The organism is Pirellulales bacterium, assembly GCA_036267355.1.
In the GTDB taxonomy this organism is placed as follows: domain Bacteria; phylum Planctomycetota; class Planctomycetia; order Pirellulales; family DATAWG01; genus DATAWG01.
The window spans coordinates 40,473-57,640 of record DATAWG010000099.1 but is presented as its reverse complement, the minus strand read 5'-3'; the positions used below and the strand labels follow the sequence as shown (position 1 = coordinate 57,640).

At 62.7% G+C, this 17,168-nt stretch carries 10 protein-coding genes; 2 read left to right on the top strand and 8 right to left on the bottom strand.

The genetic code is table 11. The features are described from left to right. Positions 1-235: 235 nt before the first annotated feature. From VHX65_15625 to VHX65_15605, 5 genes are all read right to left on the bottom strand, one after another. Positions 236-1,531 (bottom strand): DUF1501 domain-containing protein, encoded by a 1,296-nt coding sequence (locus VHX65_15625; GenBank protein ID HEX3999981.1) that lies wholly within the window; start codon positions 1,529-1,531, stop codon positions 236-238. Positions 1,532-1,694: 163 nt separating this feature from the next. Continuing rightward, complete coding sequence (locus tag VHX65_15620) at positions 1,695-4,571, bottom strand: DUF1549 and DUF1553 domain-containing protein (GenBank protein HEX3999980.1); 2,877 nt, start codon at positions 4,569-4,571, stop codon at positions 1,695-1,697. A 174-nt stretch (positions 4,572-4,745) separates the two neighbouring features. Beyond that, the gene (locus VHX65_15615) at positions 4,746-5,567 is read right to left on the bottom strand and encodes a hypothetical protein (GenBank protein HEX3999979.1); all 822 of its coding nucleotides are present in this window, start codon (positions 5,565-5,567) and stop codon (positions 4,746-4,748) included. A gap of 30 nt (positions 5,568-5,597) precedes the next feature. Further along, positions 5,598-6,335 (bottom strand): hypothetical protein, encoded by a 738-nt coding sequence (locus tag VHX65_15610; GenBank protein ID HEX3999978.1) that lies wholly within the window; start codon positions 6,333-6,335, stop codon positions 5,598-5,600. A gap of 179 nt (positions 6,336-6,514) precedes the next feature. Then, positions 6,515-7,108: an RNA polymerase sigma factor gene (locus VHX65_15605; GenBank protein HEX3999977.1), complete on the bottom strand. Its 594-nt coding sequence runs from the start codon at positions 7,106-7,108 to the stop codon at positions 6,515-6,517. 441 nt (positions 7,109-7,549) lie between these two features. On the opposite strand from VHX65_15605, the gene VHX65_15600 reads away from it, so the two are divergent. Both VHX65_15600 and VHX65_15595 read left to right on the top strand, forming a co-directional pair. Then, positions 7,550-8,896, top strand: coding sequence for a GNAT family N-acetyltransferase (locus VHX65_15600; GenBank protein HEX3999976.1), 1,347 nt, complete (start codon positions 7,550-7,552; stop codon positions 8,894-8,896). An 11-nt stretch (positions 8,897-8,907) separates the two neighbouring features. Continuing rightward, complete coding sequence (locus tag VHX65_15595) at positions 8,908-9,783, top strand: hypothetical protein (GenBank protein HEX3999975.1); 876 nt, start codon at positions 8,908-8,910, stop codon at positions 9,781-9,783. A 103-nt stretch (positions 9,784-9,886) separates the two neighbouring features. Here VHX65_15595 and VHX65_15590 read toward each other — a convergent pair whose 3' ends face one another. The 3 genes from VHX65_15590 to VHX65_15580 form a co-directional block, all read right to left on the bottom strand. Next, positions 9,887-10,288 (bottom strand): DUF423 domain-containing protein, encoded by a 402-nt coding sequence (locus tag VHX65_15590; protein ID HEX3999974.1) that lies wholly within the window; start codon positions 10,286-10,288, stop codon positions 9,887-9,889. Between the two features lie 161 nt (positions 10,289-10,449). Further along, positions 10,450-14,673 (bottom strand): hypothetical protein, encoded by a 4,224-nt coding sequence (locus VHX65_15585; GenBank protein HEX3999973.1) that lies wholly within the window; start codon positions 14,671-14,673, stop codon positions 10,450-10,452. 384 nt (positions 14,674-15,057) lie between these two features. Continuing rightward, a complete protein-coding gene (locus tag VHX65_15580; GenBank protein HEX3999972.1) occupies positions 15,058-17,118 on the bottom strand; it encodes a hypothetical protein in 2,061 nt (686 codons plus the stop codon). Between the last annotated feature and the right edge of the window lie 50 nt (positions 17,119-17,168).

Genomic DNA, 17,168 nt, shown 5'->3' with positions numbered 1-17,168 from the left:
CGACGCTATCTTTTTCCCCATGCCGCAAACGGCGCCCGGTAGCCCGAAGCGTTGGCGATGAATCTTCAGGGCGGCTCCGCCTCCGTCAAAGGATTCCCTCGCTAAGGCTCGGCCGAAAGATAACTTCCGCTTTTGAACCCCTCACCCTGCCCTCTCCCGCAAGGGGAGAGGGGCCCGTGGAGAAGTTGTTTTTCGTCCGAGCTTAACGCTTCGGACTCGTGTGTTGACCCAAAGCCTAGCCGAAAAGCTCCGGCACTGGTGTGCCGTTGCGAACGATCATCACCGGGCGGCCGGTCGGCGTGCGGTATTCCTTCGTGTAGTCGATCCCCAGGCTGCGATAGAACGACGCGGCAACGTCGTCGGGGCTGATTGCCCGATCTTTCGGCTTGGCGGCTTTCTCGTCGCTCGCACCGATCACTTGCCCGATTTTCATGCCGCCGCCGGCCAGCAGCGTGAACATCGCTTGCGGCCAGTGATCGCGGCCGGCATTCGGATTGATTTTCGGCGTGCGGCCAAATTCGCCCGTGACGAACACCGAAGTCGAATCCAACAATCCCCGTTGGGATAGGTTGGTGAGCAGCGCGGAAAATCCGTCGTCGAATTCCGGCAGCTTGCGCTCCTTGAGCGCTTTGAAATTCTGACCATGAGTATCCCAGCCGCCGTAGTTGATGGTGACGAATCGCACACCCGCTTCCACCAGCCGCGTGGCCAGCAGGCAACTTTGCCCGAAGGCATGGTTGCCGAATTTTTCGGCGACCGCCGCCGGCTCAAGACTCGTGTCGAACGCCTTGCGAGCAGCCGGCGAACTGACGATGTCGTACGCTTGGCGATCGAATTTGTCTAATCCCTGGAGCACGTCGCTATTGCGCTCATAGCCTTTGAACGTCGTGTCGAGATCGTCGAGCAAATGATGGCGGCGCTCCATGTCAGCCACCGTCAGCCCGCGCGACAGCGATATGCCGCGCACGGCAAATGGCTTGCCGAGCATGGGCACGGCGCTCGTTTCGAGCGTGGCGTATTGCACGCCCAAGTAGCCGGGGCGGGCGGTCGTGCTCGGAATCGCCACGGCCGAGGGAAGCTCTTTCGGCACGGGCAGCTCGCGGCTGATCACGGCCCCGTAGCCGGGATAATCGAGCGACCGCAGCGGCCGGTTGCCGGTGTTCATATAGTCGGTGCCGAGATTGTGGGCGCCCAGCGTGTGGCTAACGCCGCGTAGAATCGTGAACTTGTCGGCACACTTCGCCAGCTTCGGCAAATGTTCGCAGATCTCGATGCCGGGCACATTCGTTTTGATCGGCTTGAATTCGCCGCGATATTCGGCGGGCGCCTCGGGCTTGAGATCGAACATGTCTTGGTGCGAGGGACCGCCTTGCAGATAGATGTAGATGGCCGAGCGGCCCTTGGCCGGCGCCACCTGCCCCGCTTCGGCGAGCCGCAGATAGCCGGCCAAATGCAAACCGAGCCCGCCAAGTGCCCCGACCTTGATGAAATCGCGTCGTCGCAATCCGTCGCAAAAAATGTGAGATGCCATGGGAGACTCCGGGGAGGTGGGTGAGGCGGGTGGGGTTCGGATAGGCTACAGGCTACACGCTACAGGTACGAAGGCAGACGAACGCTGTCGCGTCCTGTAGTCTCAAGCCTCAATCCTTCAGCCTTTCTTAGAGATTCGTGCTTCGTCATTCTTCGCTTGCCGCTTAGTGGTTCAGGATGAATTCCTTGGTGTTCAACAAGGCCCAGAGCAGATCGCGGAGGCCGGATCTCGGAGTCTCGGAATCCGCGATCGCTTCGCGGCCACGGGCTAGTTCGGCCGGCTGCGGCATGCGCGACAGCGTACGCAAAAACGCTTCTTGCACCAAGCCATCCGTTTCAGCCGGCGACAGCTTCGGCGCTACAGGAGGCTTGCCACGCTTCGCGCTCGCGTCCGCGGGCGGTTCGTGCGGTGTTCGCATCGCAGCGCCGAATTTTCTGGTCGTCTCGGCCAGCCAGCCGCCGTCGCGATCGAGCATCGTCAGCACTTCCTGATCGTTTTGCAGGAAGAACGTTTGCAACAGGCTCGGCTCCATCGACCGTTCGCAATCGCAATTGGTCAATCGCCGCGGCTTGCCGAAAACCGTCAGGGCATAGCGGTTGGCCGCTTGGCGCGGCTTGCCCGGCCGCAACCCACCGGCGGAATCCAATCCGATGGCCCGATCGACCGGCTGTTCCATGGCAAGCTTCCACTCGGCGCTGCCGGCGGTCGCCAGCCGCAGGGCATCGTAGGCGACTTCGGCCGGCAGACGGCGCGGAATCGCATGGCTGAAATTGTGCTCATCGAGCCGGTTCGTCGAGTTCGGCTGCCAGCTTAATTGATACGTGCGGCTGTTGAGAATTTCCCGATGCAGCCATTTCAAATCGTAGCCGTGCTCGACGAAGGCCCTGGTGAGGTAGTCGAGCAGCTCGGGATTGCTCGGCGGATGGGCCTGATTGAGATCGTCGGTCGGCTGAACGATGCCGACGTTGAAATACGTTGCCCAAACGCGATTCACGATTACGCGGGCAAAGTAGCGCGTCGGGTTGCGACGGAGCCACTCGACGAGCGCTTGCCGTGGATCGTCGTATTGGTTCAGATCGACCATTTCACCGCCGAGAAGTTTTGCGTTGGCGGCCGGGATGGGCCGCGCTTTCGCTTTGGCGGAATTGTTTTTCGGCGGTTCTTTTTTGGCCGGTCTGGCGCCCGCTTTCGGGAGCAGAAACACTTCTTGGAGCGGGATGACTTTTCCCTGCTGGCCAAGCTCCGTGAGCAGCTTGTTGAAATCGGCGTTCTTCTTGGCGGCCTTTTTGGCCGCGCGGTTGGCGGCACTAGCAACCGTCGCAACGACGATTTTCGCTTTGGAACCCTTGGATACCGTCGTGGTGTCGGCAGAATGCTCCGCCCTTCGCTTCACGGCTCCCGCGGCAAGCGCGACGGTTTTCATGTCGGGGGGCAAACCACCTTCGGCTTGGCCGCGAATTACGGCCGTCAATTCGTTATTCACAGCCCGATCCTCCGGGGCAACACCGAAACCGACGCGCGTAAAGAACCGGCTGAAATCGTCGAAATCCTGCTTCGTCCAGCGATCGAACGGGTGCTTATGGCATTGGCAGCATTGCATCTGCACTCCGAGAAACGTGTAGCAGAAGCCAAGCGCCATATCGTTGGGATTGCGGAAATTATTGCGAGCCCAATAAAAGGGCATCGTCGGCGAGGCGGCGAAATCCGCCGAACCATGCGGAGCGTTGTAGGTTGCCATGCGCCGGCAATAGGCCGCGTAGTCTTCCCCCGGCTCGCGACTGGTGGCCAACAGCAGGCCGGCCACGATCTTGTCGTACGGCACGTTGCGCCGCATCCGGTCGTACATCCAGTCGTACCATTGCAGCGAGGCGGTGGTTTGGTCGAACCATTGAATTTGGTTCGCGTTGTTGCCGGTCAGATCGCACAATCGCGTCGCCCACCACGCGGCATAGGCCGGGCGGCTCAGAAGTTCGTCGATCTTCCGCTGCCGCTTGTCGGCCGAACGGTCGGCCAGAAAGACGCGAATCTCGTCCGGCGCCGGCAGTGTGCCGGTCACATCGAGACTTGTGCGGCGCAAGAATTCGGCGTCGTCGGACAATGGCGACTGCGTGATGCCGAGCTTCTTGAGCTTGTTCAACACCAATTCGTCGATTCGGTTGTTGGTCGGCGTTGCGGGATAGCGCGGGCCGACGAGGTCCGACAGCGGCAAAAAGACGGGCACAGGCGTGATGCCATTGTCGTAGTACGCCACCACTTGCGTGTCGCCTTTGCCCAAGCACGTCACTCGGCCCGACGAATCCACTTTCGCCAGCGCATCGTCGTTCGACTGATAGCGGCAGAGCGGCGTCACATCTTCGCTAGTGCCGTCGGTCCAATGCACGATCGCGCGGAGCTGCACGGTTTCGCCCGGCTTATGAAACACGATTTCAGCGGGCGAGACGTCGAGACTGGCGACATCGACCGGCTTCGCACTATTTGCTTGTGCAGCGTTTGCTTGTGCAGCGTTTGATTTTGCAGTGGCCGATTTTGCAGTGGCCGATTTTGCGGCCGGCAATTCGCTGTTGGAAAGCTTGGCGCCCCCCTCGATCCATTTGAGCAGCATGCGATATTCCCAATCGCCGCGTTTCATGCGCAAGCCGCCTTCATGGTCGATCGTGAGCGTAGGCTTCTTGAGGATCAAGCTTTCGCCGGGATGCTTGACATCGACTTTGCCGTCGGTGCTCGTCAGCAGCGTTTGGTGGTCGGTGACGGCGTCGTAGCCGAACAGGGAAAGATGAAAACCGCCGCGGCCTTGAAACGAACCGTGGCAGGCCCGGCCGTTGCAACCGAGCCGGCCGAAAAGCGGCTCGATATGCCGGCGGAAATCGGGCACCTCGTCGGACTTCGCGCCGCCGGCAAACCGCTCGCTCGCAGGCGGCAGCGGCGTGGAATCGGCCGGCCGCGCAGCCGTGTCTTGCACCGCGGCGGCGAGCGCTTGCCCCACCACAATGGCCGACATGCCTGCGGCAACGATCAGGCCATTTCGCAACGGGCGGTTCATCGCATTACTCCCTTCATCAGGCGCCGCTCACCAGGCGCTGCTCGCCGGACACCGTTCACCGGGCAGCGCACGCTTACGCAGCCCCGCGCCGGCCGGCGGATCTCGCTGCTCTACAAGGATAATGACTTTTCGGCGAGGCGGGTTACTGTCACGACGGATCAAATCCGTATCGGATCAAGGCTGGGCTTGGTCGGTGGGTGGGATAGCGGCGGAGCTTGTCGGCGTGGTCGGGCGGGCGGATTTCGTCGCAACGCTGGGCTTTACGGCATTCGCAGCCGGTCGCTCTTTCGTCGATTCTGCCTGTCTTGCGGCGGTTTGCAAGCGCCGGTGATTGATGTCGGCCATCAATTTTTCGAATTGCTTGTCGATATTTCGCTGCCGATTCGCTTTGAATTGCTCGACCGACGAATCGAGTGTTTTCAGCCGTTCGGCCACACGATCGCGCTCCAATTGCAATTCCGCAAGCTGCACCTGAGCCTGCTCCTCCAGTGCGGCCTTGAGCTGCACGGCGAGTTCCGGATCGTTTGACATGCTCGACCGGGCCGCGAGAAGCTGAATTCGCGACTTGATTTTCCACAGCTTCAATTCGAGTTCGTAACGCGGCGGATCGGTTTCGTGGATTCGCGCGAGCCGTTCGCTCGTCTGAAAAAGTTGCCGCAGGGCGGCTTGATATTGCGCAGAATGCGAGATTTTCAGGTTCTTCAGCAGTTCGACCAGTTCCGGATGATGCTCGCGAACAAACTGCAACGCGGCCGCCTCGCGCTCGGGTGTAATCAACACCTGCACGGCCTTCGCAACCGGCTTACCGGTAGCAGACAGTCTGCCGGCGACCGATGGCTTGGTTTTGGGCGAAGCACTGGCGGCCTGCGGTACGGATGACGGCGATTCAAGCGATTCGGCCGCGATCGCCCCGACGCCAAACAATCCCACCGCCAAGCATGCGGCCAAGCACGCGGCAATCACCCGTGCGGAGCATGATGAAGTCTTATAGGCCATCTCGAACCATCCTCGCGTTTCTCGCCAAACCTATTCGGCGGCCCGCGCACCGCCCGACGCAGGATTGGCGTTCGGCGGAACGGCTGTCTCCGCGGGCGCTACCGCCGCCACAAGCCAGCTCGGAGCAATCAATTCGTCGACGGCGTCGTTCGAGCCGCCGGGCGACGCAGCATCCGCGGAAGCGGAATTGCCGTTCGCGAATCGGCTCGCCTCGGCCAAAACGCTTTCCGCATCCGGACCGGATTCCGCGCCGACTACAGCCATTGCGTCCGTGCCCTTGTCGGTGTCGGAAGGATCGGCTTGGGCAGCCATGTTCATCCATTCGAGAGCCAAGTCGTCGGTCGCTTGCGAATTCCGATCACCGCTAGTTCCGGAAACGCTTGAGCGGGCTTCTTGATCCGGCGTTGCAACGGCCCGATGCGACGCAGACAACACATTTCGAGCGGCGTCGACCCCGACGATTGCCAAACAACATGCCGCCGCGCCGACCGCCGCCCACGCCGCACGCCGCGCCAATCGCCCCAAAAATCCGACCCGGGCAGGCCGTTCGCATGGCCGAGTTTGTCGTAGCGAGCCGGCGTCAGTCGCCAACGGCACAGCCGCGAGCATTAGCACAGCCGCAGCGACGGCCTCGCGCGCTTCCTGGCTTTCGGCCAAGAGCGATTCGAATTCTGCTCGCTCGACGGACGATAGCTCATCGCCGAGATAGCGCAAGGCCGACAAATCCAGGTCGGCATCTCCCATCGACATCGACTCTTCGCCAGCCATATTCCGTCCTAATCCGCTGTTGTGGTTCGCGTGAGCATTGTCTTCGTCAGTCGGTTCAATCGCTCAAAAATGTGAAGAATGGCAAATGTGAAGAATGGCGACAGGCGCCTCACGACCGCCGCTTTTTTTCGGGTTTTCCTGAATCAAGGTCGGAGCCAATCCCATTCTTTGACACGCTCTCAGTTCTGCTCGTCGGCAAGGCTTTTTCGCAGCTTTGCCAGGGCCAACTGCATCCGGCTGAGCACCGTTCCCAGCGGCAGTTGCAATTCCCGGGCGATCTCGGCAAATTTCTTTTGGTCGGTAATCCGCATCCGCACGACTTGCCGTTGCTCGGCCGGCAATTGCTCGATCGCGCGGCGAACCCGTTCGACGGTTTCCCAGCGTATCAGACGCTCCTCGGCAGTCTGGATGCCGCCAAAATCCCGTCGTCCTTGCTCCGCCAAGCCATCGGCCGCGATCCGGCGGACCGCATTCACTTCGACCGCACGCCGGCGACGAAGCGCCAGTGCCTCGTGATACGCGACGCTAAACAGCCAACTTTTATGTCCCTCTTCGCGAACGGTGTGGCCATGCTCGACGAGCTTGGCGAACGTGGCATGCAGCACATCGGCGGCTGACTCGGCGCTGCCAGCTATTCCACTGCCGGCCATTCCACTGCCGGCCACCCGATTGCCGAGCACTCCGACGACGAAGCGGCGTAGCGCGTCGGCGTGCTCCAAATAAAGCCCGGCGACCACCTGCGGATCGATCTTGCACTCATCCGCCCAACTCAAGGCAAGCCCCCGTCGCGCCCGCTTTACCTTATTAGATGCGCAGCAGGCGCCGATTATTTGGTTTTCGCGGAAAAAAATTGCCGCCGTCGGCAATTCCCCTATCCTAACGGCTCCGCGGGGGGCGTTCAAATTGTCGCTTCCGCTTGGAGGCCTCCCTCGCTGACGTTGCGGGCTAGCGTGGAGTTGGCAACGGAGCACGGCCCGAACGTGTTGGGGCGGCCGACCGCCAATCGCTGGGGCGGGCCGACCGCCAATCGCTGGGGCGGCCCGACCGCCAACCGCTTGCAAAAAACCAAACCCCGTCGCGGGCCGCGCGACTCGCAGCATCGGCATCATCGTCACACATGCTCCGGGATCGGTTGCCGCATCGCCGGCGCGACGTAGAGTGGCTGTGAGGGCATACTTTGCGTCGGCCGGCAAGCGTCAGACGGGAGGCAGTCGATGGCGACAGCACTCAATTTGCTCGAACGATCGATCGCTCACGAATCGAGCGCCGGATATACATCTCGGACCGTCCCCGGAATCGACGCGATCGGCGGATTGGAAGCGAAATGGCCGAGCGTCGATCTTGAAGCCGCGGCATTGATCGTCGGCCGCGAATTGATGGGTGGCGCGGCGGCTGCTGCCAGGACGAGAGCTCAATCCGCCGCAGCACTGCGTTCGGAAGCTTTAGGAGGCGGCGAATGCGGCGGCCCGATGGCCAGCTTCGGCTGGACGCTGGCCGCCGCCACCACGCTGGCCGATGAACAAGCGCCGCAAATCGTTATGGCAGTCGATGGCGACGGCGTGCTGCGCGGCGTCGCACCGCTAGCTCGACCAATCGGTTGGGGCGCCGCCCGATGGGAAATGTTGGGCGTCGGGCGGTTGAACGAACCGGCCGACTTCGTGTACACCGACCGCGAGGCACTCGGCGCACTGGCCGACGCAATCGTGCGGCTGCGGCAACCGTTGCTCTTGGGCCGCATGCCCGAAGATTCGCCGACCATCGAAGCGCTACGAACAGCAAGCCGTGGCCGGGCGATCGTCGTCGTCAGGCCTCAAGCGAGCTGCCCTTTCATCACGTTGGACGAGAGTTGGCAGTCGCCGGAAGGCCATTTGAGTTCGCGGCGGCGATCCGACTATCGGCGCGCGAAGCGGCGCGCCGAGCGCGATGGCGAAGTGCGTGCCGAGGTGCTCGCGCCTGCAAGCGATCAACTCGACGAACTGCTGAAAATCGCCTACGACATCGAGGCTCGTTCGTGGAAGGGGGAGGCCGGAACGGCATTGGCCTGCGATCCGCTTCGCGGGGGTCATTTGCGTCGCTTCGCCGATTGGGCGGCGAAGGCCGGCACGCTGCGAATCGGCCTGCTCTGGATCGGACACCAACCAGTCGCCATGCAAATCGCCACGGAAGAAGCCGGCCGCTGGTGGTTGTTGAAGATCGGTTTCGACCCGGCGTGGGCCGATTGCTCGCCCGGCACGCTGTTGCTCGGCGAAACGATCCGGCATGCCGTCCGCCAAAAGCTCTCAGCCTATGAGTTTCTCGGCACCGTCGAGCCGTGGACGCAGGTCTGGACGCAAGAAGAGCATCGCTGTGTCTCGCTGCGGCTGTATCCATTTGGCTTGCGCGGCGCTGCGGCGTTCGCCGCCGACACCGTCACGGTTGCCCGCCGTCGATCGACCGCGGCCTTGCAGCGGTGGCGCGGGCGGTTTCGCGGGGCGGCAGCCCGAGCCGACGGCGACGCAAGCCCGCCAGCATCCTCGGAAACGACCGCCGCTGACGCCGACGAGCGACCAACATCCGGGTAGAGAGTGAAGCGATGGGCAATTTCGTGCATCGACTGACCAAGGCCGCCAAAGCGCCCCTGCATGCGCTAGCCCGACGGGCGGCGAAATCGTATATCGCCGGGAGCGAACTGGACGAAGCGTTGGCGCTCGCCGATCGACTGGCTGCTCGGGGCCTGCGGTCGACGATGGGCTATTGGGACGCCGTCGGTTCGGAGCCCTCGAATGTTTTTGCCGCGTATCACGAAGCGCTCGAAGCACTGGGTGCATTGGGCCGCGACACGTATCTGTCGATCAAATTTCCTTCGCTCGGTTATTCCACTCCGATCCTGGAGTCGCTGGTACGCGAGGCGGTGCGATTGCAGGTTCGGCTGCACTTCGACGCAATGGGGCCCGAATCGGTCGATCGAACTTGGGCGGCGGTGGATTCCGCGCTGCGACAAAATGCCGACATCGGCTGCACGCTGCCGGCCCGATGGCGGCGCAGCCCCGACGATGCGGATTGGGCCGCCCGCCGCGGGTTGGCTGTGCGGGTCGTGAAAGGGCAATGGCCCGATCCGACCGACCCGCGGCTCGACCCGCGACGCGGATTCGAGGCGATCATCGAACGGCTCGCCGGTCGGGCGCGAACGGTCGCGGTGGCGAGCCACGATTTGGGCACGGCTCGTGCCGCACTCGAACGCTTGTCGTCGCTCGGCACACCGGCCACGCTCGAGTTGCTTTATGGCTTGCCGCTGACGCGACAGATCCATTTGGCCCATGAATTCGGCGTGCCGGCACGGATTTATTTGCCGTACGGCAAGGCCTATCTTCCCTACTGCTTGTCGCAGTTGAAGCGGAACCCGCGGATCGCGTGGTGGCTGGTGCGCGATGCCATGACGGCAAGAATCGGCAACGCGGCGGCGTTGTAAGCCGCACGCGGCGGAGGCAACCGCCGAGGCGCGAAACCGCAAGCGAGCCACCCACTCGACCGGCATTGGTGCTCGCTTGCGGTTTCGCGCGTCGATGCAAGATTCACCGCGCCGCGGTCCAACCCCACGCCGCAACCGCCAGCGCGATCCAGCCGACGACGAACGACAGTCCGCCGATCGGCGCCAAAAGCGGCAGCGCGACATTCCCCGATAGTGCGTTGGCATACAGCCATCCGCAAAACAGCACGATGCCGAGCAGAAACGCTGCGCCGGCAATTTGGGCCGCCATCGATGGCCCGCCCGCACGCAGCGCGAGCCCGACGAGAATCAGGCCGATCGCATGAATCATCTGATTCCGCGCGGCGGTGTCGAACACCTCGAGCTTTTCCGCCGTCATGAGGCCGGTCTTCACGCGCTGCTTCAGACCGTGAGCGCCGAACGCTCCCGCCAAAACCGCGGCCGCGGCCAACACGGCGCCAACGATAATCCACCAGCGGGCGTTCATGAGAGCGACCAATGGTCGGGAAAGAATGCCGGAATATGAACACCGCAGCACGCATCGGGAATGCTAATGCCAGACGCGCGAAACCGCAAGCGTTTGTCCTTGCCGTTTGAGAGGGCAAGTCGCTTGCGGTTTCACGCTCCGCCGCAAATTCGCTACGCGGCTCACGGAGGCGTCGTGGTGCCCATGAGCTTCGTTTCTTCCTCTTCCTGGATGATGATTCGGGGCGTGACCATCATCATCAGGCTTTCCGTGGTGCGGCCGACGGCCGTATTGCGGAACAAGCGATTGATGTAGGGAATGTCGCTGAGGATCGGCACGCCACGTTCGCTGCGGCCTTCGCTGAGTCGCTTGATGCCGCCCAGCAGCACGGTGCCGCCGTCGGGCACACTCACCGTCGTTGTTACCGTGACGAAGTTGAACGTCGGCAATTGCACCGTCGTGCCGGAATTGACGGTCGTCGCGCCGGTCGCCGCGCTCGTGGAGGTGGCGGTCGTGTTCGCCGCGGTGCTGGCCGAGTTGGTGGTGCTGGTCGAGCCGGTGAATTGGAACGTCTGCACGTTGCCGATCTGGCTGAAGAACGGAACCACCGTGAGCCGCACGAATCGATTGTCGGGCGAAACCACGGCCTGCACCGTCAGCGACGTGCCTTCCGAGAGCACGGTGATCACCGGCTGTTGTGCGGCGGCAAAATCGCCGACCACCGGCACGACGCTCGTGACGAACGGCTCTTGCGAGGTGTCGGAGACGAACGCCTGCTGGCCGTTGAATAGCGTCACCTTCGGCGCCTGCAACACGTTCGATCGATCGTCGCCCAACAGCGCTTGCACCAGGAAGAAGGCCTGGATGTCGCTAAGGATCGCGAAGCCGAACGAGGCGGGCGTGGTGTCCACCGTCAGGCCCGTGAAGGCCGGGATGTTGGCGTTGGCGATGCCGTTCTGGTTGAAATTGATCGAGCCGGTCGGCGTGGAGGTGAAGCCGGACGTGGCGGAGCTGGTCGAGTTCAAGCCGATCACCTGGCTTTGCTGGGTCGAGGCCCCATTGAAGGCGATCGCGCCGTTGGTGGCATTCGTTGGAATATCGAAGTTGAAGTCGACGCCGATCTTTTCGAAATAGTCGTCGTCGAGGGTGATAAACCGCACTTCGATCGTCACTTGCAGATCTTGCAGGCGGCGCAATTGTTGGAGCAGGTCGGCGATTTGCTCGTGGATTTCCTGCGTCTGGCTGACGACCAGCGTCAGATTCGTGTTGAACGGAGCGATCGAGCCGGCGCCGCCGTTGCTGTCCCAGCTTTGCGGGCTGACGGTCGACGTGATCAGTTCGATCAGCGAATCGAAGTCGGCTTGATTGCCGCCCCCCGCTCCGCCCGGGCCGGCGTAGCCATTTTTCTGATTGCTTCCGCTGCGGACCTGTCCGGTGCCGACCGGGAGAAACTGGGCTTGAACGCCCGGGCTCACGTTGCCGCCCTTGGGATCGCCGGCCAGCGCGCCCATCGTGCCGGCGCCGAAAGCGCCCCCCGACGCGCCGCCGTAGCCGATTCGATCGTAGCCCTCGCGCAGAGCGGCGTTGATCCCTTGCCGGCCATCCGGGCTGAAATTCGGAATCGGGATGACCAGGTCGGCCACGGGATAGCTCTTGGTGTAGACCTGCCCGTGCCGCTGGTCTTCGCTCGTGATCTTGAGCACTTCGTCTTTGATCACGTAGTTCAGGTGCAGGGGCTGCAGGATCAAAGCCAGCGCGCTTTTGAGCTGGATGTCGCGCGTGAGATCGATCGACACGGGTTCGTCGCCGGAGACTCCTTCGGCTTTCAAACCTTCGGCGTCGATATACATGTTCACTTGCGTGATCTTCTTCAGATAGTCGAGCACCTCGCTGAGCGGGGCTTGCTTGAATTTCAGCGAGACCGGCATCGTCAGCTTCTGCTCGATGTCGAGATCGCCGGGGCTGCGGTGCGTGTCGCCCTCCGCCATAAGCCGCTTGCGGCGATCGGTGAGCGCCAGCCAATCCGGCCTGCTGCCGAATTTGAACGAATCGCCCGTGAAGGGTTCGGCCGATTCGTCGACCTCCTGCATGGCGGTGTTGAAGCCGTCTTCCTTCTTGCCTCTGATATCCAAATCGAGCGCTTCGCGGCGGAGCATTTTGCTCACCGTGACCATCTGGTGGACGACCGCGTTGTTGGGATCGATTTCCGCGGCTCGTTTGGCAATGAGTTCGGCCTGGGGGAAGCGGCGTTCGTCGATGGCCTTGTTGTAGTCGTCGACCAGCGACGCGAGCTTTTCGCCGATTTCCAGCTTGGCATTGCGACGATCGTCGACTTCTTTATGCACGGCCGCGTTGTGCTCGTCGAGTTCGATCTGCGCCAAGTGGCGTTGGATATACACCTGCATCTCTTCGATGCTGGCGTCGATGCGGCGCAAGAATGCCTGGCGGTATTGCGGATCGAGATCCGGAATTGCCACGATTTGCAGCCGCTGTTGCTGCAACAGTTCGAGGCCCTTTCTGGGCTCGCGGGCTTGCAGGCCGTGGGCCGAATTCTGTGCGCGAGAAATATCGGCCGAGATTTTGTCGGCCAGCATTCGCTGATGCGCGGCGGCGGCGTCTAACATGCCGCCGTTGGTTGCCGGCCGGGGGCTGACGTAGAGCATTTGCAGATGATCTTGCAGGCGGGCCCGGGTCGCCGGATCGAGTTGTTCTTGATGAACGTAGGCGAGGCGGAACAATCGCATCGCTTCCGCGCGATTGCCGTCGGTCAACGCCTTTTCACCCTGCCGGAACAGGAGCAGGGCCTCCGGCGCGTTTTCGCCGTTCGGAGCGCTCGGCATAGGATTGGCCGGCACCGGGTTGGCCGGCACCGCTCTGCTCGCACCGGGCGGCACGGATTCGACGGCTTGCAATGCATTCGGATCGGCGGCCAGTTGCACCGTGGGGGCCATGGCCATCGCCGCCGGGACATTTCGCGTCGGATCGGAGTTCGGATCGTAAATCGAGCGCGTCACGTAGCCGTTGCCCTGCGTATCGCTCGCTTGCGCTCCGCCCGCCATCACCACTCCGGAGGGATTGTTCCGCCGGGCCATCTGAATATCGAGCAGCACCAGCGCGGGCTGATCTTCCTGCGGGCCGAAGGCCGAATCCCGGGCGAATCCGCTTGCCTGGCGGGCCAGTTGCTCGGCCAGATTCAGCTCGCCGCGACCGATCGCCGCGCGAGCCTGCCGGATCAATTCGGCGGCATGCTGCTTGTCGTCGCCGCCGCCATTTGCCGTTTGGCCGGGGACGGGATGCATGGGCATGGCCTCGACAGCCATCAGGTTGATTGTCGACGGCGCTCCGTTGCCGCCGCCACGCCGCTCGGCGGCTATCTCTTGCAACAAGGCGTCGGGATGCTGTTCGACCGGATTGTATTGAACACCCATGTTCTGCGCATCGCTGGCGAGACGTTCGGCATCGTCGTACTCCCGCCATGCCAACAATCCTTTCGATTCCTCCATCAGCAGGCCGGCATACTCGTGGCGATAACCTTCCGTGTTGCTCTGGTTTTGCTGCGCCATCAGGTTGTTGTAGCGATTCATCAGCGAATCGACTTTCGCCGGGCTGTCTTCCATCGGGCCGTAAGCCACCCCGGTCGCCCTGGCCTGCTCCAATTCGGTTGCGGCACGGCGGGCATCGCCCTGCGCGAGCGCCTTGCGGGCGCCCTTCAACAGCGCATCGCACTTGTAGCGGGCCGCGGCGTCGGTGGACGGCGCAAAGCTTTGCGATTGGGCAGCCGACGTTGGCGGATTTTGGGATGCCACATCTGGTGCAGACGTAGCCGGCAGATTGAACGACGGCATGCCGGTCGATGGATAGCCGCCGCCCGCCGGATAGCCGGGCGCCGCGGTCGAATCGGCCGGAACATACTGCGCCGGCGCTCCGCCTTGCGCGACGGAAGAGAAGCCGCTTTGCGATTGGCTCGGGCTGGCATAAGCCGCGTCGCCGGGCGCGGCTGGCTGCGAATTGTCGCGGCCGGCGAACGGATCCTGGGCCTTGCCCAGCGAAACCGGCGGGATCGAACTGGTACTGGTTCCGTCCGGATTCAAGCCGAGCGAGCGGTTGTAGTCGGCGCGGCATTTCTTCGGCGTGTCGCCGCTGTGAAACAGTCCGTATTTCGGATTCAGCGCTTCGGCCCGCGCGATAAACGAATCGGCCAATTGCCAGTTGCGCTGCTGCATGGCATTGCGGGCCTGACGCAACAGGTTGTCGGCCTGTCCGACATCGGTAGCATCATCGCCGATCGCCGCGGCGACCAGATAGGTTTGGACGAGCCCCATCGGAGGCACGGCTCGAGCGACGCCGGCCGAACTTCCCGCCAGAAAAAGTAACGTGCCGACGATGCGCTTTGACGTGGTATTCAACCCCATTCTCCTTCATCGAAAAGCATCTTGCTGCCAGCCCCGCTGTCGAACGCTCGGATCGCGACGTGGCCATCGTGGCCGCGCAACAATGCCTGGGGAGCTGGATGGCTTGGGTTGGTGCGAACCTCCGGAATCGGAATCGTCTTCGACCAAACTTCTCAACACGACGAGATTGGCTGAAGTTCTGTCGAAGATTTGCAGAAGAGAGCGGGATAGATACCGGCGGGCGAAAAGGCGGTCAAGGGCAGTTGGCGCGATTCTCGATTGCGGGCGTTCAGAAACGCAAAAAAGAGACGCGCGAAACGCAAGCGATTCGCTGCTCCAACCGCTCGTTGGAGCACGCTTGTGGTTTCGCGCGTTCGAAATCAAGCTGGCATTTCGCCGCTAGCGATTGCCGCGGCGGCCCGATTGCGGGCCGTTTCTCGGGGGCAGTAATCCGCCGCCCGGAAGCAAGCCGTTGCCGGCCTTCGGAGCCCCACCCGGAGCCGGAGTTGCGGCGGGGGCCGCCGGCGGAATGTGCGTCTGTTTCCAATCGTCGACGATCGGCTTGTCCTTGGCCTCGTTGACGACGATCAGCCGCGGGTTCGCCGGATCATCGACATCGTCGAGCAAAAGCATCTCGGCCGGTTCGGTCATTCCTTCGGTGCCGGGCAGTTTTTCATCATTGCCGCGAAGATCGAGCAGCACCGATGGCGTGCGGAATTTGCCTTGGATATCGCGGACCACGCGCTGCACCGGATCGGCCACGCCCTTGACGGTTTGATCCGCGACGGTGGTGCCCACCAGCGCGCCCAAATCCGTTTCGAATTCCTTAATCAATTCGATGGCTTGAACCTTGTCGAACGTGAAGACGCCGATTTTCGCCTTGGGCTCCTGATGCTTCGGGCGATCGATATTGCCGCCCAAAAGCCGCGTGTCTTGCGGAATCGCCGCGGTCGGCGACGTGTCGCTCCACGGCGTCTGTTTATAGGCGACCATTGCCGTTTCCGGCTTGAGCAGCACCTGCGGTTCCAGTCCAAAGTTCGGATTGCGCAGCAGCATTTGCACGCGATACTTGTACGAATGCCCCGGCTCGACATTCAAATCGATGAAGCGGAACAGTTTGTAGGGCACCTCTTGGGCTTGGAGCTCGGCATCCGCCCGCGCCCGGGCGCCGCCGACGATCGGCGGATATCGCCGCGAGACGGGCGCGGCGCCGCGTCCCCCTCCGGCCGCATTCGGATCCGCACCGAAATCGGCCTGTCCGGGTCCCGGTTGAACCGCCGGCGGAGCCATGCCGCGGCCGGCCGCCGCCACGGGCGGGGCCAGCGGCACCTGCGGCAGATGTGCCGCTTCCTCGCCCCACACACGCAACAGCACCGGGGGCAGCGGCCATGTAAACCATTTTTCCATCACGAATTCCGGCGCCGCTACTTCCGGCACCTGAACGGCCCATGTTTTCTGCTCGCGATCCAATTGCAGCATCGTCGCCCTGCTGAGGTGGAGCTTGTTCACTTCCTCTTTCGTCGCATTGAGCAGCGTGGGATCTGGATTCTTGTAGTCTTGCCGGATTTGGTCCATGTCGCCGAAATCAAGCGTAATGGTCTTGCCGTCAGTCGTGTCGGTGCGCTCCAACACACACCAGACATATTTCGGCGTGTCGCTGTCGAGAGCCGGTCCATTGCGGCCGCGGCCGGCGCCGGCCTCTGCTTCGGCATGCCGGGCATGCTTGAAGCGACGTTCGTATTCCTCGCGCTGGGCTTGATCGGGGACCAAGCCGGTGACCACGATTCCATACACGCCCGTGGCTTCGCCCGACGCCTGCGGGCCGGGTTGCGTAAAGCCCGCGGGGAACGGCTGCGTTGCTTCCGCTCCGCCGGCGGCTGCTCCTGCTAGAGGATCGCGCGTCGTCGCAACGGGTGGTCGAGCTGCCGGACGGCCGGGGCGGCCCGTGATCCGACCTGGAATCAAGCCGCCGCTAGCCGGCGCGGGTGCGACACGGGCAGGCGGCGACTGCTGACCAAGGATCGGCGGCGCGGCTGCCACACCGTTCGACACGACGCAAAGACCGCCGCGAAATGGCGTAGCGCGAAGCTCCTCGACCTTGAACAACGTCGGGTCGTTGCGCTTGATCGGATCCTCGAATGGAGGCTGTGAAATACGGGAAATCTCGGCCAATCCTTTCGGCAAGCTGTTTACTTTGACCACCGTGCTCGCGAAATCTTTCCCCTTCACATCCTGATCTGCCGGCGGGGCCCGGAGGTGGCGGAGGTTGCTGTCGGCGGTGGCGCTATTCCGCTTGATCGCCTCGGGCGAAAGATTCTCGGGAAGCGTTTCGCGCGAAGCGGCCTTCACGATGAACACGCCCAAGATCAGCACCGCTGCCGCGAGACCGAATTTCTCGCCGTGTTCGATGCCGAACTGCTTCAACTGATCCATGTCGAGTTTCAACTTGACCTTCTTCATGCCTCTGTTCCTTCTCGTTTCGATTCGCCCCCGATCTCTCGCCCCCGTCG

Bases quoted from the DNA above. Each gene is read 5' to 3' on its own strand.
- VHX65_15620 (HEX3999980.1), bottom strand. From the start codon at position 4,571: ATGAACCGCCCGTTGCGAAATGGCCTGATCGTTGCCGCAGGCATGTCG.
- VHX65_15595 (HEX3999975.1), top strand. From the start codon at position 8,908: ATGGGCAATTTCGTGCATCGACTGACCAAGGCCGCCAAAGCGCCCCTG.
- VHX65_15590 (HEX3999974.1), bottom strand. From the start codon at position 10,288: ATGAACGCCCGCTGGTGGATTATCGTTGGCGCCGTGTTGGCCGCGGCC.
- VHX65_15610 (HEX3999978.1), bottom strand. From the start codon at position 6,335: ATGGCTGGCGAAGAGTCGATGTCGATGGGAGATGCCGACCTGGATTTG.
- VHX65_15615 (HEX3999979.1), bottom strand. From the start codon at position 5,567: ATGGCCTATAAGACTTCATCATGCTCCGCACGGGTGATTGCCGCGTGC.
- VHX65_15600 (HEX3999976.1), top strand. From the start codon at position 7,550: ATGGCGACAGCACTCAATTTGCTCGAACGATCGATCGCTCACGAATCG.
- VHX65_15580 (HEX3999972.1), bottom strand. From the start codon at position 17,118: ATGAAGAAGGTCAAGTTGAAACTCGACATGGATCAGTTGAAGCAGTTC.
- VHX65_15625 (HEX3999981.1), bottom strand. From the start codon at position 1,531: ATGGCATCTCACATTTTTTGCGACGGATTGCGACGACGCGATTTCATC.